Origin of the sequence: Rhodovarius sp. (assembly GCF_040399605.1) — a bacterium.
GTDB lineage: Bacteria > Pseudomonadota > Alphaproteobacteria > Acetobacterales > Acetobacteraceae > Rhodovarius > Rhodovarius crocodyli_A.
This window is the reverse complement of the sequence record NZ_JBBARU010000075.1, coordinates 1-15382: the sequence shown is the minus strand read 5'-3', so window position 1 is coordinate 15382 and position 15382 is coordinate 1. Positions and strand designations below refer to the sequence as shown.

The following is a 15382-nucleotide window of genomic DNA, read 5'->3' as shown; positions in this document are numbered from 1 at the left end:
CTGTTTTGCCACAAAACGAGCCAAGGGCGGCGCTTTAATTTTATATTCACAGGCAAGAACGTCGTAGTTTTTATAAATTATTTATTTGATATTGAATATATGTGTTTAATTGTTTTATATATTTATTTAATTATTTTATAGAAGATTGAAAATACGGAATTGTTCGATGCCAATAGGTAATTTATAATCAATAATTATAATAAATAAATAAAATAAAAATAAAAGAAAGGGGGTCTGGGGGAAATTCATTTCCCCCATGCTTAAATCCTCTCCTCAATCCCCGCGCAGCGCCGCCCCAGCCGCCAGTGGCGCCAATGGCAGCGCCGTGGCCACCAGTGCCGCGAGCAGCAGCAGCATGGGTCGCGCGATGGTTTCGTTGGCTGCGGCTTCGATGGCGGCGGCGCCGAAGATCACGGCGGGGATGGCTAGTGGCAGCACCAGCAGTGGCAGCAGCACGCCGCCGCGTCGTGCGCCTAGTGTCAGTGCGGCCCCGGCTGTGCCGAGCAGTGACAGCAGGGCCGAGGCCAGGCCGAGTGCCAGCATGGCGGTGCTCCAGGCTTCGGTGGGCAGGTTGAGCATGGCGGCGGCGAGGGGTGTTGCGGCCAGCAGGGGCAGTCCGGTGGTCAGCCAGTGTCCGCTTGCTTTGGCCAGTGCCAGCAGGGCCGGGTGGAGGCCGCAGAGCAGCAGCAGGTCCAGCGAGCCATCTTCGGCTTCGCTGCCCCATAGCCGGTCCAGCGGCAGCAGGGCGGCCAGGAGTGCGGCGGCGAGCAGTGCTCCGGGGGCCAGGCGGGCCAGGGTTTCCGGTGCCGGGCCCACGCCGAATGGGAAGAGTGCTGCCACCAGCAGGAAGAACAGTACGGCGGCCAATGCGTCGGCGGGGTGGCGGATGGCGAGGCGCAGTTCGCGCCCCAGCACGGCCAGAAAGGCGGAGCGGCCGGTGGTATCGGGGGTCATGACATATCCAATTGCCGTCCATCGGCGATGGGCAGTGGCACATGGGTGGCGGCCAGCACCATGCCACCTTGCGCGCAATGGGCCGCGAGCAGGTGGCCGAAGCGGGCGATGGAGGCGGTGTCGAGCCCGACGGTGGGTTCATCGAGCAACCACAGCGCTGCCGGTGCCAGGGCGAGTCGGGCGATGGCCAGCCGCCGCCTTTGTCCGGCCGAGAGCATGCGGGCCGGCAATTCGGCCAGCGGTGCCAGGGCCATGCTGCCCAGTGCTGCGTCCACATCGCCGCCTGCCAGGGCGGCGTGGAAGGCCAGGTTCTCGCGGACGGAGAGTGCCGGTTTCAGCGCATCGAGATGGCCCAGGTAGCGCAGCCGCGCGGCATGGGAGGGTGTGTCCTGGCGGATATCCTCGCCGGCCCAGAGCACGCGCCCTGCGGCTGGCGGCAGCAGCCCGGCCAGCACCCGCAGCAGTGACGATTTGCCGGCGCCATTGGGGCCGAGCAGTGCCACTGCCTCACCCGCTTCCAGGCTGAAGGAGAGGCCGGCGAAGACCGCCCGTTCCCCCCGCCAGCATGCCAGATCCTCAACCCGCAGCACCTGCCACCCCCCGTTATCGCCAAGGTCGTAACACGAAACCGCAGAACGCCAAGCGACAGGGCCAAAATCGGCGCTGTTTAGCCCCCGGCGCACCCTTGGTGGGGCTCTTACTCCATGCTTTAACGCCCACTCAAGGCAAAGAGGACCTCGCAGAACCATGCGCATCACCGGGCAGGATACCCTGAAGACCCGTTCCACACTCCATGTGGATGGCAAGACCTATCACTATTTCAGCCTGCCCGAAGCGGCGAAGAGCATTGGCGACATTTCGCGCCTGCCGATGAGCCTGAAGGTGCTGCTGGAGAATGTCCTTCGTTTCGAGGATGGCCGCTCCTACTCGGTCAAGGATGCGCAGTCCATCGCCGGCTGGCTGGCTGAGGGCCGTTCGAGCCAGGAGGTGCCGTTCAAGCCCGCGCGTATCCTGATGCAGGATTTCACCGGCGTTCCCGGCGTGGTCGATCTGGCGGCGATGCGTGATGGCATCATCGCGCTGGGCGGTGACCCGCGGAAGGTGAACCCGCTGGTGCCGGTTGATCTGGTGATCGACCATTCGGTGATGGTGGATTATTCCGGCCATGCCGACAGCCTGCAGAAGAACGTTGATGTCGAGTTCGAGCGCAATGGCGAGCGCTATGAGTTCCTGCGCTGGGGCCAGAGCGCTTTCAGCAATTTCCGCGTGGTGCCGCCGGGCACTGGCATCTGCCACCAGGTCAATCTGGAATATCTGGCCCAGGTGGTCTGGACCGCCTCCGATGCCGGCGATGTCTTCGTCTATCCCGATAGCTGCTATGGCACCGACAGCCACACCACCATGGTCAATGGCCTGGGCGTGCTGGGCTGGGGCGTGGGCGGCATTGAGGCTGAGGCCGCCATGCTCGGCCAGCCCATCGCCATGCTCATCCCCGATGTCATCGGCTTTAAGCTGACCGGCAAGCTGCGTGAGGGCGTGACCGCCACCGATCTGGTGCTCACCGTCACCCAGATGCTGCGCAAGAAGGGCGTGGTGGGCAAATTCGTCGAATTCTACGGCGAGGGCCTGAACGACATGCCGCTGGCCGACCGTGCGACGATCGGCAATATGGCACCTGAATACGGTGCCACCTGCGGCATTTTCCCCATCGACCATGTGACGATCGAATATCTGCGCATCTCGGGCCGTGATGAGCACCGCATCGCGCTGGTTGAGGCCTATGCCAAGGCGCAGGGCATGTGGCGTGATGCCACCACCCCCGATCCCGTCTTCACCGATACGCTGTCGCTGGATATGGGCACTGTCGAGCCCTCCATGGCCGGGCCGAAGCGCCCGCAGGACCGGGTGGCGCTTTCGGGCATCGCGGCGGGCTTCGCGAAGGATCTGGCGGGCGGCGTGATGGGCGTGCCGGGCGACAAGCCCGATCTGCGCGTGCCGGTGGCCGGTGCCAATTACGACCTCGGCCATGGTGATGTGGTGATCGCCGCCATCACCTCCTGCACCAATACCTCCAACCCCTATGTGCTGGTGGCGGCGGGGCTGGTGGCGCGCAAGGCGCGTGCCAAGGGCCTCAAGCCCAAGCCCTGGGTGAAGACCTCGCTCGCGCCTGGCTCCCAGGTGGTGACGGATTACCTTGATCAGTCCAACCTGACCGCTGATCTGGACGCGATGGGCTTCCAGACGGTGGGCTATGGCTGCACCACCTGCATCGGCAATTCCGGCCCGCTGGAAGACCCGATCGTGGATGCGATCGAGAACAACAAGCTGGTGGTCTCGGCCGTGCTCTCAGGCAACCGCAACTTCGAGGGCCGGGTGCATGCCAATGTCCGCGCCAATTACCTCGCCAGCCCGCCGCTGGTGGTGGCCTATGCGCTGGCCGGCAGCACCAAGATCGACCTTACGACCCAGCCGCTCGGCACCGGCAGCGACGGTCAGCCGGTCTATCTGAAGGACATCTGGCCCACCCAAAAAGAGGTGAACGACACCGTCCACGCCGTGGTGACGCGAAAGATGTTCCTCGAGCGCTACAGCGATGTGTTTAAGGGCCCCACCCAGTGGCAGGCCATCAAGGTTGAGGCCGATAGCGACACCTATCGCTGGAATTCCGGCTCCACCTATGTGCAGAACCCGCCCTATTTCGAGGGCATGACCATGGACCCCGCCCCCATCGCCAGCATCAAGGGCGCGCGGGTTCTCGCGGTCCTGGCCGATAGCATCACCACCGACCATATCTCCCCCGCCGGCAATATCCGGAAGGTATCGCCGGCTGGTGACTATCTGGTGGAGCATCAGGTCCGCCAGGCCGACTTCAACTCCTATGGCGCCCGGCGCGGCAACCATCAGGTGATGATGCGCGGCACCTTCGCCAATATCCGCATCAAGAATGAGATGCTGGACAATGTCGAAGGCGGCATGAGCCGGCATTACCCCTCGGGCGATGTCGCGCCGATCTATGACGTGGCGCAGCGCTACAAGGCCGAAGGTACGCCGTTGGTGATCTTCGGCGGCAAGGAATACGGCACCGGCTCCTCGCGCGACTGGGCGGCCAAGGGCACCTTCCTGCTGGGTGTGAAGGCGGTGATCACCGACAGCTTCGAGCGCATCCACCGCTCGAACCTGGTGGGCATGGGCGTGCTGCCGCTGGTCTTCCGTGAGGGCGAGAGCCGCAAGTCGCTCTCCCTGACGGGCAATGAGATCATCGACATCCTCGGCGTGGAGGAATTGGCACCGCGGATGACGCTCGAACTGGTCATCACCCGCGCCGATGGCAGCAAGCACACCACCGGCGTCACCTGCCGCGTCGATACCGCCGATGAGGTGGAATACTACAAGAATGGCGGCATCCTGCAGTATGTGCTGCGCGGAATGGTGCGCGCGGCCTGAGAGGGCTGCGCTGACCAAAGGGGGAAGGCGCGGCCTTCCCCCATGGCCGCAGACCCATAGAGCGACCACAGGAGGCCACCATGTCCCATCGCTTTGAGGACCGTATCGTCATCATCAGCGGCGCGGGCTCGGTTGGCCCCGGCTGGGGCAATGGCCGGGCCGCCGCGGTCGCTTTCGCCCGCGAAGGGGCAAAGGTCTATGGCCTGGACCGCGACCTCGATGCCATGGCCGAAACCGCCGAGCGCATTGCCGAATTCGGCGGAAATTTCACCCCCGCCCAATGTGACGTGACCGACAATGCCGCCGTCGCCGCCATGGTGGCCGATTGCCAGGCCCGCTTCGGCCGCATCGATGTGCTGGTCAATAATGTCGGCGGTTCGGCCGCCGGCGGCCCGGTCGAGATGAGCGAGGAGGTCTGGGACACCCAGGTCGATTTCAACCTCAAAAGCGTCTTCCTCACCTGCAAGCATGTGCTGCCGGTGATGGAGGCCCAGGGCGGCGGCGCCATCGTCAACCTCGCCTCCACCTCCGGCATTCGCTGGACCGGTTCAGCCCAGGTTGCCTATGCCGCCTGCAAGGCCGCCGTCATCCAATTGGGCCGCGTGGTGGCGGTGCAATATGCCGCGCGCGGCATTCGGGTGAACACGGTGGTGCCCGGGCAAATGCACACCCCCATGGTCGAGGTTCGCCTTGCCGGCCAGCGCACCGGCGGCGATGTTGAGGCGCTGATCAAGCAGCGCGTCAGCCGCATTCCCATGGGCTTCGCCGGTGATGGGCGCGATACCGCCAATGCTGTGCTTTTCCTTGCCTCGGATGATGCCCGCTTCATCACCGGCACGGAATTGGTCGTTGATGGCGGCATGTCGGTGCGCTGCGGCTGAGGCCAGCCGGTTGACCCCGTGGCTTCTCTCAGGGAGCATCGCGGCTAGGTTCATGACCGGGGGTGTCTGATGCAACGTCGCGGTCTTCTTGCCTGGCCGGCGCTGCTGCCGGGTATTGCGCATGCCCAATCTGCTGGGCTGCAACTCATCGTGCCTTACCCGCCCGGCGGGGGAAACGATATCGGCGCCCGGGCGCTGGCACCGCTGCTGGAGCGTGAACTGGGTATGCCGGTGGTGGTGCTCAACCGCGCCGGCGCCGCCAGCCAGATCGGCATGACGCAAATCGCCCGCGCCCTGCCCGATGGCCGCACCATCGGCTACGGCCTATGGCCGCAAACCACCACCCTCTATCTCGACCCAGCCCGGCAGGCGCAATTCACCCGCGCCAGCTTCACGCCCCTGGCACTGCATGTGACCGACCCCGGCGCCATCGTGGTGCGGGCAGACAGCCCCTGGCACAGCCTGGCCGATCTGGTCGCCGCCAGCCGCGCCCGGCCGGATGATGTGCGCATGTCCGATAATGGCCGCTTCGGGCATGAGCATATGGCCTCCATCGCCTTGCAGCGTATGGCGGGGCTGCGCTTCAACCAGGTGCATTACCAGGGCGCCGGCCCCGCCATCGCCGCCCTGCTGGGCGGGCAGACCGAGGTTGCCATCTTCGCCATCGGCACCGTGCGGGCGCAGACAGAGCAGGGCGCCATGCGCGCGCTGGCCATCCTCTCGGACAGCGAGAGCCCGCACCTGCCCGGAATCCCCACCGCTGCCGCGCAGGGCTTTGCCATCACCGCCGGTTCGGCACGTGGCTTCGTCGCCCCCGCCGGCCTGCCCCCCGCCATCTTCCAAAGCCTGAGTGCCGCGCTGGAGCGCGCCATCGCCGCCCCCGAACATGCCGAGCGGATGCGCCAACTCGCCATCCCCATCACCTATCGCAATGCCGAGGGCTTTGCCCGCTACTGGGAGGCGGAGGAACAGGCCCTGACGCCGCTGATGGCCGAATTGCTGCGCCCCGGCGCGGCCGACTGATCAGCGCCGCCGCCAGCCCTGGGTCCAGCGCTCAATCGCGCTCCCCATGGCCAAATGCAGCAGCTTCAGGCCCAGATTCACCGCCAGAATGGTGCAGGCCATGGCGGCGGCGGCACTCGACTGCCCGGCCTCATCCATATGCACCACCGCGATGGAGGCGGGCTTGGTGTCCGGCCCATAGAGGAAGATCACCGCCGAAACCGTCGTCATCGCATTGACGAAAAGATAGACCAGGATTTCCAGGATCGCCGGCAGGCAAATCGGCAGCGTCACCCGCCAAAAAGTCAGCCAAACCGGCACCTTCAGGCTGGCCGAAGCACTCTCGAATTCCGGGTCCAATTGGCGGATGGCGGTGACGGCGGTGAGGTGACACACCGTGTAGAAATGCACCAGCGAGTTCAGCACCAATATGGCCAGCGTGCCGTAGAGAAAGCCCAATGGGTTCAATGGCTCGTTGAAAAACAGGATATAGGCCAGGCCCAGCACCAGCCCCGGCACGGCCAGTGGCATGCTGGCGGCAAAGCGCACCAGGGCGGGCAGCGGGCCAGAGGCCACCCCGCGCTCCAGCACATAGGCAACAAGAAAGACGATGGCGGTGCCAAATAGCGCCGTCAGCCCCGCCATCCGCGCCGAGAGCAGCAGCGCATCCCAGCCCGCTGAATCAAACCGGCCAAAATCATAATTCGCCCAGGTCAGGGTGAGGTTATAAGGCCAAAACCGAATGGCCGAGCCCCAGACGGCAATGCCCACCAGGCTCAGCAGCGCCACCGCCACCGCCAGGCAGAGCAGCAAAAGCGGCACATCCCGCGCCAGCCGCGCCGCGGGCGCATAGAGCACCGAGCGGCCAGACAGCACACCCGCCTGGCGCCCCTGCGCCCAGCGTTCCAGCAGAAAACCGCCCACCGCCGGCAGCAGCAGCACAATGCCCACCACCGCGCCCATGTTGAAATTCTGTTGGCCGACAACCTGCTTATAGACCTCGGTGGCCAGCACCGGGAATTGGCCGCCAACCACCTTGGCAATGCCAAAATCCGTCACCACCAGGGTGAACACCACAACCGAAGCCGAGACCAGCCCATAGGTCGCGCTCGGCAGCGTAATGGTGGTGAACATCCGCCACCGCCCCACCTTCAAGGCCGCCGCAGCCTCATAAAGCCGGCCATCCGCCCCTGCGAGCGCCACCGACAAAATCAGCGCCGCATGCGGAAAGCAATAAAACACCTGGGCCAGCACAATGCCGATTGGCCCATAAATCGAATGGCCCAGCAGCCAGCCCCGCAGCATGCCCTGATTGCCGAACAGATAAATCAGCGCCAGCGCCGGCAGAAGCGAAGGTGCGAGCACCGGCAGCAGCATCACCGCCCGGAAGAATGGCTTTCCCGGTATCCGGCTGCGCGTCAGCGCATAGGCAAAACAAAAGGCCAGCGGCACCACCAGCAAGGTGGTCAGCGCCGCCACCCACAGCGAATTACACGCCGAGGCCGCCAGCGCCGGCGTCGTCACATAAGCCGCGAAATTCGCCAGCCCGACAAAAGCGCCCTCGGCATCCTGAAACGCCCGCACCAGCAGCCAGGCCAGCGGCAGCACCAGAAACAACGCCAAGAACCCCGCCGCCAGCAGCAGCGCGCCCTGCATGATCCGCCGGTCGCGCCCCGCCCGCGGCCGCACCAGCGCCAACTCAGCCATGCGGATAGGCCATGACCTTATCCGCCGGCACCGCCACCAGCACGCGGGCGCTATTGGCCAAGTTCAGCCCCGCCATCTGGTCCGAGGCCACATCAGCCTCCAGCGTCACCCCCTCCACCAGTAGATGGATGCGGCAAACCGGCCCCAGAAACTCAACCCCGCCCACAATGGCCATGAAGGCGCCGGGATAAGCCTCGGCGGCGGGCCCCAGCTTCACATCCTCGGGCCGAATGAAGGCCCGCGCGGCGGCCCCCGCCGGCAGCGAGGCCACGGCATCCGCCCCCAGGCTCATATTGCCCGCCCGCAGCCGCCCCAGCGGCTCCACCATGGCGTCAAAGCTGCCCGAGCGGCCAACAAAGCTGGCCACAAAGGCCGAGGCAGGGTTGCGATACACCGTCTCCGGCGAGCCGATCTGCTCAATCCGGCCCGCATTCATCACCACGATGCGGTCGGAGATGGAGAGCGCCTCCTCCTGGTCATGCGTGACCATAATCGTGGTCACCCCCAGCGCCTTTTGCACCGCGCGGATTTCCGTGCGCAGCCGCTGCCGCACAATGGCATCGAGCGCCGACAGCGGTTCATCGAGCAGCAGCAACCCCGGCCGATTGGCCAGCGCGCGGGCCAGCGCCACGCGCTGCTGCTGCCCGCCCGAAAGCTGCGATGGGTATTTTTGCGCGTGCTCCTCCAGCCCCACGGTGGCGATCAACTCCGCCACCCGCGCCCGCGCCTTCTCCCGCGGCCATTCCGCCCCCCGCAGCCCATAGCCGATATTCCCCGCCACATTGAGGTTGGGAAACAGCGCATAGGACTGAAAGACAATGCCGAAATCCCGCTCGGCCGGCGGCAGGGCGGTGATATCCCGCCCCGCCTGGGTAATCCGCCCGCTGCTGGCCATATCCAGCCCGGCAATGGCGCGCAGCAGCGTCGTCTTGCCGCAGCCCGAGGGGCCGAGGAAGGAGACAAACTCCCCCGCCCCCACGCTCAGCGACACATCATGCAAGGCGGTGAACCCGCCAAAGCGCTTCGATACATGCTCGACCGTCAGATAGGTCGGCCCCGGGGGCCTCGCCGCCAGCAGGTCGAGCATGGCCGCCTCAGTTCCGCGGCGCGGATTTGCCGTCGTAGCGGCGGGTCCATTCGCGCAGAATCTCCTCCCGCCGGGCGGCGAGGGCGGAGAAATCCTGGCTGACGAGGCGGGCGGCGAAATCAGCCGGGTAGTTCTCCACCGTCGAGGTCGCCGCCGGATGCGCCAGCAGCGCATAGAAGCGGCCATAGAGGTCACCCGCGGCGCGGGTCACGGTGAAATCGGCCAGGCGGCGCGCGGCGTCCAGATTGGCCGTGCCGCGAACAATGGCCGTCGCCTCCAGGTCAAAGCCCACGCCATCGGTCGGCACGATCACGTCGATCGGCGCGCCCTGGTTGCGCAGCGCCACCGAGCGCATGTCGAAGGACAGCCCCGCGCCATATTCGCCGCGCGCCGCATTGTTGCAGGGCGCGCTGCCGCTATGGGTATAGACCTGCACATTCTCATGCAGCCGGTCCATGAAGCTCCAGGCCTGGGCCTCGCCCATCGCGCCAATCCAGCCGGCGATGGTGAGGAAGCCGGTGCCGGAGGAGGCGGGGTTGGGCATCACCACCTGGCCACGAAAGGCCGGGCTGAGCAGCGCCGCCCAGGTGGTGGGCCGCGGCAGGCCCCGCTGCTCGGCCACCACGCGGTTGAAGCAAATGGCGGAGACGAAGGCATCCATCCCCGTCCAGGTCATCGGTGTGCGGGCGGAGCGGAAATTCGGCCGCAGCGCATCGGCGCCAGCCGGGGTATAGGGCTCGAGCATACCAGCCGCTTCCAGCTGCAGCAGGCTGAACACCGAAAGGCCCCAGATCACATCGGCGCGCGGATTCGCCCGCTCAGCGATCAGCCGGGCGGTGATGACGCCGGTGGAATCGCGCACCCAGGCAATCTCAATCCCCGGCACCGCGCGCTCGGCGGCCGCCTTGAAGGGGGCAAGCTGCTCATTTTCCAGCGCGGTATAGACCGTCAGCCGGGTCCGCGGTTGGGCCTGTGCGGCGGCGGCGGTGAGGCCGATAGCCGCCATGGTGGCGAGGAGGATACGGCGCATAAGGCACTCCCTACGAGTGTGATGAAAACCGCTCCACAATCGCCGTTCAAGGCTCGCGCGCGAATGGTGGTTTTGTGACAGTGCCATGAAATGCACGGCCCAGGACAAGCCCTCTTTGGCTGAGGCTGCGCAGGCGCTAAGGTTGGGCCGGTTTTCAAGGCAGGGATCATGGCCAAAGCCTACGATATAGCCATTATCGGCGCGGGTATTCTGGGCCTCGCGCATGCCCTAGCCGCCGCCCGCGCCGGGATGCGGGTGGTGGTGCTGGACCGTGATGCCCAGGCCAATGGCGCCTCGGTGCGCAATTTCGGCTTCGTCACCGTCACCGGGCAGCAGGGGGGCGATTGCTGGCGCCGCGCCATGCGCTCGCGCGATGTATGGGCCGAGGTGGCGCCCCAGGCCGGCATCGAGATTGTCCACCCAGGCCTCGCCGTGCTGGCGCGCAGGCCGGAGGCGGCCGCGGTGCTCGAAGCCTTCTCCCGCACCGAAATGGGCCAGGGCTGCGAATTGCTCGGCCCCGCCGAGGCAGCGCGGCGCTTCCCGGACATCACCTCCGGCGCCCCCGCCGCCCTGCTGCACAGCCCGCATGAGCGCCGGGTGGAAAGCCGCGACGCCATCCCCCTTCTCGCCGCCTGGCTGGAAGGCGCCCATGGCGTGGAAATCCGCCGCAACACCATGGTGCTCGCGGTGGAGCCCGGCGCGGTCGTCACCTCCACCGGCAGCGTGAGTGCGCGGCGCATCGTCGTCTGCCCCGGCGATGACTTCCTGGCCCTCTTCCCCGAGCGGATCGCCGCCTACAACGTCACCAAATGCAAGCTGCATATGCTGCGCCTGGCCAATCCCGGTTTTCGCCTGCCGGCCGCGGTGATGAGCGATCTCGGCCTCGTGCGCTATCTCGGCTATGCCGAATTGCCCGAGGCGGAGGCGCTTCGCCCCATCCTGCGGCGCGAACAGGGCGCGCAATTGGATAACGGCATCCACCTCATCGTGGTGCAATCGGCCGATGGCTCGCTGGTGGTAGGCGATAGCCATCACTATGGCGCCACCCCCGACCCCTTCCAACCCGAAGCGGTGGACCGGCTGATCCTCGATGAATTCGAGGCCGCGCTGGGCATCAAAGCCCCACCGGTCACCGCGCGCTGGACCGGCATCTACGCCTCCGCCCCCGACCGGCTGATGTTCCGCGACACACCCATGCCCGGGGTGCGCATCGTCATGATCACCAGCGGCACCGGCGCCAGCACCTCCTTCGCCATCGCCGAGGAGACGATTACCGAATTGCAGGGAGAGATCGCATGAACAGCCTCAAGGCCGTGGTGCTGGATTGGGCGGGCACGGTGGTGGATACCGGCAGCCGCGCGCCAATGGGTGTCTTCGTGGAGGTGTTTTCCCGCTTCGGCGTCGAGATCACCATCGCCGAGGCGCGCGGCCCCATGGGCATGGCCAAGCTGGAGCATATCCGCAGTCTCGGCGCCCTGCCCCGCATCGCGGCGGCCTGGGCGGCGAAGCATGGCCGCCCCTTCGCCGAGGCCGATGCCCAGGCGATCTACGACATCTTCGTGCCGATGAATGTGGCGGTGGTGAGCAAGCCCGAGCATTCCACCCTCATCCCCGGCGCGGCGGCCATGGCCACGGCGCTGCGCGGGCGGGGCATGAAAATCGGCAGCACCACAGGCTATACGCGTGAGATCATGGCCCCGCTGCTGCCCCTCGCCGCCGCCCAGGGCTATGCCCCGGATAATCTGGTCTGCGCCGGGGACCTGGCCCTGGGCCGGCCCTCCCCCATGATGATGTATCGCTGCTTCCTCGACCTCGGCGTCCATCCCGCCAGCAGCGTGGTGAAGGTGGATGACACCCCCGCCGGCATTGGCGAGGGCATAGCGGCGGGATGCTGGACCGTGGGCGTCACCCTCTCGGGCAATGAGGTCGGGCTCTCGGCCGAGGAATTGGCGCGCACGCCCACCCCCGAGCTGAACCGCCTGCGCAGCATCGCCGAGGCCCGGCTCTACGCCGCCGGCGCGCATATCTGCATCGACAGCGTGGCCGATATCATGCCGGTGCTGGACCAATTCGCCGCAAGGCTGGCGCGGGGTGAGCGGCCCTGAGGCAAGCTGGCGCCGCCCCCCCGGCAACGCTATTGCATGAGCCTTCAGGCAAGGACGGATAAATGGCCAGACCGGTGATGCTCGTGGTGCTCGATGGCTGGGGTTTTCGGCCCGATTGCGCCGATAATGCCGTGGCCCTCGCCCGCACCCCGCATTTTGACACCCTCTGGGCCGCCGGCCCGCGCGGCTATCTGGCCACTTGCGGCCACGATGTCGGCCTGCCGGACGGTCAGATGGGCAATAGCGAGGTTGGCCACCTCAATCTGGGTGCGGGGCGGGTGGTGATGCAGGACCTGCCGCGCATCGACACCGCCGTGGCCGATGGCTCACTGGCCGGCCACCCTGCCCTGGCGGCGGCGGTGGCGGCATTGCAGGCCAGCGGCGGCACGCTGCATCTGATGGGCCTGCTCTCCCCCGGCGGCGTGCATGCGCATCAGAACCACGCCGTGGCGCTGGCACGGATTTTCGCCGCTGCCGGCATCCCCGTGGCCATCCATGGCTGGACCGATGGGCGCGACACCCCGCCGCAATCCGCCCCGGGCTTCGTCGCCGATTTCGAGGCAGCATTGCCGCCCGGTGCGCGGCTCGCCACCCTTTGCGGCCGCTACTTCGCCATGGATCGTGACAATCGGTGGGAGCGCGTCAGCCAGGCCTGGAACGCCATGGTGCTGGGCCAGGGCGAGGCGGCGGAAAGCGCCCAAGCGGCCATCGTCGCCGCCCATGCCGCCGGCAAGACCGATGAATTCATCCCTGCAGCCATCATCGGCCATTATACCGGCATGGCCGATGGCGATGGGCTGCTCTGCTTCAATTTCCGCGCCGATAGGGTGCGAGAAATCCTCGCAGCCCTGCTCGACCCGGGCTTCACCGGCTTCCCCCGCCCCGCCATGCCGCGCCTCGCCACGGCCCTGGGCATGACGCAATATTCCACCGCACTGGAGCCATTTCTCACCACGCTCTTCCCGCCCCAATCCATGGATGAGCTGCTGGGCCAAATCGTCTCCCGCGCTGGCATGACGCAGCTGCGCATGGCCGAGACCGAAAAATACCCCCACGTCACCTACTTCCTCAATGGCGGCGAGGAGGCAGTGCTGCCCGGCGAGGCGCGGATCATGGTGCCCTCGCCCAAAGTGGCGACCTATGACCTGCAGCCAGAGATGAGCGCGCCGGAACTGGCCGAAAAGGCGGTGGCCGCCATCACTGCCGGCGCGCATGACCTGATCGTACTGAACTTCGCCAATGCCGATATGGTGGGCCATACCGGCAGCCTGCCCGCCGCCATCGCCGCCTGCGAGGCGGTGGATGGCGGCCTTGGTGCCATCATGGCAGCCATGCAAGCCGCCGGCGGCGCCCTGCTCGTCACCGCCGATCATGGCAATGCAGAAATGATGCGAGACCCCGCAACCGGCGGCCCGCACACCGCCCATACCCTCAACAGGGTGCCGGTGATGCTGCAAGGCGGCCCGGCCGGCGCCATGCTGGCTGATGGAAGGCTGGCCGATGTGGCGCCCACCCTGCTGGCGCTGCTGGGCCTGCCGCAGCCCGCCGCCATGACCGGGCAATGCCTGTTGCGATGAGGCGCATTCTCCCCCTGCTGGTGCTGCTGCTTCAGCCCGCATGGGGACAAACCGCGGCCGAGTTGCGCGAGGCAAGGCGCCAAACCCGCCAGGACAGCGCCGCCGCCGCCGAGGCAGCCCGCGCCGCCAGCGCCGCCCAGGCCGAGGAGCGCCGCCTGGCCGAAGCCCGGGTGGTGGCCGCCCGCGCCATGCAGCAGGCCGAGGCCCGGCTGGCCAGCACCGAAGCCACCGCCCGCAGCGCCGCCGAGGCCGCGCAAGCGGCTGCCGCCGAACGCGCCCTCCGCGCCGCTGCCCTCGCGCCCTTTCTGCCCCTGCTGCACCGGCTGGAGCGCTGGCCGGCCGAAAGCCTGCTGGCCGTGCCCGCCCCACCGGATGATGCCCTGCGCGGCCTGCTGGCCATGCAGGCGCTGATCCGCCATGCCGGCGCCGAGGCCGAGGCGTTTCGCCAGGCGGCCGAACGCGCCACCACCACCCGCCACGCCGCCGAGGCCGAGGCGGAAAAACGCGCCACCGCCCGGGCTGAGGCCCTCGCCGCTGATACAAGTCTGGAGACGGCGCTGGAGCAGGCCCGCCTCCGCCGCGCCGAAGCCCAGGCGCGTGAAGACGGCGCCACCCGCCGGGCGCGTGAGGCCGCCTCGCGGGTGACTGACCTCGAACAGGCCATGGCCCGGCTGGAGCATGAGCGCCAGCAGGCGGCCCGCGCCGCCGCAAGGCGCAGCGCGGAACGCCCGCCCCCGCCTGCCGAAGCGCCGCCCGGCCGCTATGCCATGCCCGTGGCCGGCCAGGTGGCCCGTGAATTCGGCGCCAGCGGCGAAGGCGGGCCCGCCCGCGGCATCACCATGCAGGCCGCCCCACGCGCCCGGGTGGTGGCCCCCTGCACCGGCCGCGTGGCCTTTGCCGGTAATTTCCGCAGCTATGGCCGGCTGGTGATCATCGATTGCGGCGGCGGCATCCACCTGGTGCTGGCCCGGCTGGAAAGGCTGGAAACCGCCACCGGCGAGCGGGTGCTGACCGGCGAGCCGGTGGGCAACCTGGCCGCCGAGCAGCCGCAGCTCTATGTGGAACTGCGCCGCAACGGCCAGCCAGCCGACCCGCGCGGCGTGTTCGGCGGGCGCGGGTAGCGCTCGCTTCTACCGGCGCAGCGACAGGAGATAGGCCACCACCGCGTCCAGCTCGATATGGCTGAGCTGGTAATTCGGCATATTGGTGTGCGGCGTCTGCAAGAAGACCCGAAGGCTGGTCTCCGTTGTGCTCGGCATGGCGGCAATGGCAGGGAAGCCGGGCGCGGCATCGCCGCTCGGCGGCGGGGCGGAGCGGGTGACGGCATGGCAATTGGCGCACCATTGTGCGGCAATCCGGCCACCATCGCTCGCCAGGGGAGATTGCGCCATGGCCGGCGCCGCCAGCAACACGCCAATGAGAAGCCGCCCAAGCATCGCCAAGCCCTCCCTTGTTCGGCGCATCATGCGCCCGACGGAGAGCTGGATTCAAGCGAAGTCATCATTGGAAGGGGGAGGGATTGGAGCGGGCGATGGGAATCGAACCCACGACATTCAGCTTGGGAAGCTGACGTTCTACCGCTGAACTACGCCCGC

At 67.0% G+C, this 15382-nt stretch carries 13 protein-coding genes and 1 tRNA gene; 7 read left to right on the top strand and 7 right to left on the bottom strand.

Annotated elements, in window-relative coordinates; translation table 11 throughout:
* Positions 1-273 precede the first annotated feature (273 nt).
* Together ccmB and ccmA are read right to left on the bottom strand one after the other, a co-directional pair.
* Entirely contained in the window at positions 274-954 is a 681-nt protein-coding gene (ccmB, locus tag ABWP84_RS15435) for a heme exporter protein CcmB (protein ID WP_353212936.1), read from the bottom strand.
* Positions 951-1544: a heme ABC exporter ATP-binding protein CcmA gene (gene ccmA / locus ABWP84_RS15430; protein ID WP_353212935.1), complete on the bottom strand. Its 594-nt coding sequence runs from the start codon at positions 1542-1544 to the stop codon at positions 951-953. Before ccmA ends, ccmB begins: the two co-directional genes overlap by 4 nt.
* A gap of 157 nt (positions 1545-1701) precedes the next feature.
* On the opposite strand from ccmA, the gene acnA reads away from it, so the two are divergent.
* The 3 genes from acnA to ABWP84_RS15415 all read left to right on the top strand — a co-directional run bounded on the left by acnA (position 1702) and on the right by ABWP84_RS15415 (position 6302).
* On the top strand, positions 1702-4398 hold the full coding sequence (acnA, locus tag ABWP84_RS15425) for an aconitate hydratase AcnA (protein WP_353212934.1): 2697 nt from the start codon (positions 1702-1704) through the stop codon (positions 4396-4398).
* A gap of 80 nt (positions 4399-4478) precedes the next feature.
* On the top strand, positions 4479-5279 hold the full coding sequence (locus ABWP84_RS15420; protein ID WP_353212933.1) for an SDR family NAD(P)-dependent oxidoreductase: 801 nt from the start codon (positions 4479-4481) through the stop codon (positions 5277-5279).
* 69 nt (positions 5280-5348) lie between these two features.
* Positions 5349-6302, top strand: a complete 954-nt coding sequence (locus ABWP84_RS15415) for a tripartite tricarboxylate transporter substrate binding protein (protein WP_353212932.1) — start codon at positions 5349-5351, stop codon at positions 6300-6302.
* On the opposite strand, the gene ABWP84_RS15410 is transcribed toward ABWP84_RS15415, so the two are convergent.
* Genes ABWP84_RS15410 through ABWP84_RS15400 form a run of 3 tightly spaced genes read right to left on the bottom strand, consistent with a single transcriptional unit; the run spans position 6303 to position 10105 of the window.
* Positions 6303-7988 (bottom strand): putative 2-aminoethylphosphonate ABC transporter permease subunit, encoded by a 1686-nt coding sequence (locus ABWP84_RS15410; RefSeq protein WP_353212931.1) that lies wholly within the window; start codon positions 7986-7988, stop codon positions 6303-6305.
* Positions 7981-9075 (bottom strand): putative 2-aminoethylphosphonate ABC transporter ATP-binding protein, encoded by a 1095-nt coding sequence (locus ABWP84_RS15405; protein ID WP_353212930.1) that lies wholly within the window; start codon positions 9073-9075, stop codon positions 7981-7983. Before ABWP84_RS15405 ends, ABWP84_RS15410 begins: the two co-directional genes overlap by 8 nt.
* A gap of 7 nt (positions 9076-9082) precedes the next feature.
* On the bottom strand, positions 9083-10105 hold the full coding sequence (locus ABWP84_RS15400; protein WP_353212929.1) for a putative 2-aminoethylphosphonate ABC transporter substrate-binding protein: 1023 nt from the start codon (positions 10103-10105) through the stop codon (positions 9083-9085).
* A gap of 168 nt (positions 10106-10273) precedes the next feature.
* On the opposite strand from ABWP84_RS15400, the gene ABWP84_RS15395 reads away from it, so the two are divergent.
* The 4 genes from ABWP84_RS15395 to ABWP84_RS15380 all read left to right on the top strand — a co-directional run bounded on the left by ABWP84_RS15395 (position 10274) and on the right by ABWP84_RS15380 (position 14908).
* The gene (locus ABWP84_RS15395) at positions 10274-11404 is read left to right on the top strand and encodes a TIGR03364 family FAD-dependent oxidoreductase (protein ID WP_353212928.1); all 1131 of its coding nucleotides are present in this window, start codon (positions 10274-10276) and stop codon (positions 11402-11404) included.
* Positions 11401-12210 (top strand): phosphonoacetaldehyde hydrolase, encoded by an 810-nt coding sequence (phnX, locus tag ABWP84_RS15390; RefSeq protein ID WP_353212927.1) that lies wholly within the window; start codon positions 11401-11403, stop codon positions 12208-12210. The genes ABWP84_RS15395 and phnX overlap by 4 nt, the downstream gene beginning before the upstream one ends.
* 62 nt (positions 12211-12272) lie before the next feature.
* Entirely contained in the window at positions 12273-13787 is a 1515-nt protein-coding gene (gene gpmI, locus ABWP84_RS15385; RefSeq protein WP_353212926.1) for a 2,3-bisphosphoglycerate-independent phosphoglycerate mutase, read from the top strand.
* Entirely contained in the window at positions 13784-14908 is a 1125-nt protein-coding gene (locus ABWP84_RS15380) for a peptidoglycan DD-metalloendopeptidase family protein (protein WP_353212925.1), read from the top strand. The genes gpmI and ABWP84_RS15380 overlap by 4 nt, the downstream gene beginning before the upstream one ends.
* 9 nt (positions 14909-14917) lie before the next feature.
* On the opposite strand, the gene ABWP84_RS15375 is transcribed toward ABWP84_RS15380, so the two are convergent.
* Together ABWP84_RS15375 and ABWP84_RS15370 are read right to left on the bottom strand one after the other, a co-directional pair.
* Positions 14918-15223 carry a c-type cytochrome gene (locus ABWP84_RS15375; protein WP_353212924.1) on the bottom strand — a complete coding sequence of 102 codons (306 nt, stop codon included), beginning with the start codon at positions 15221-15223 and terminating at the stop codon, positions 14918-14920.
* An 84-nt stretch (positions 15224-15307) separates the two neighbouring features.
* Positions 15308-15382: transfer RNA gene (locus ABWP84_RS15370), tRNA-Gly, on the bottom strand.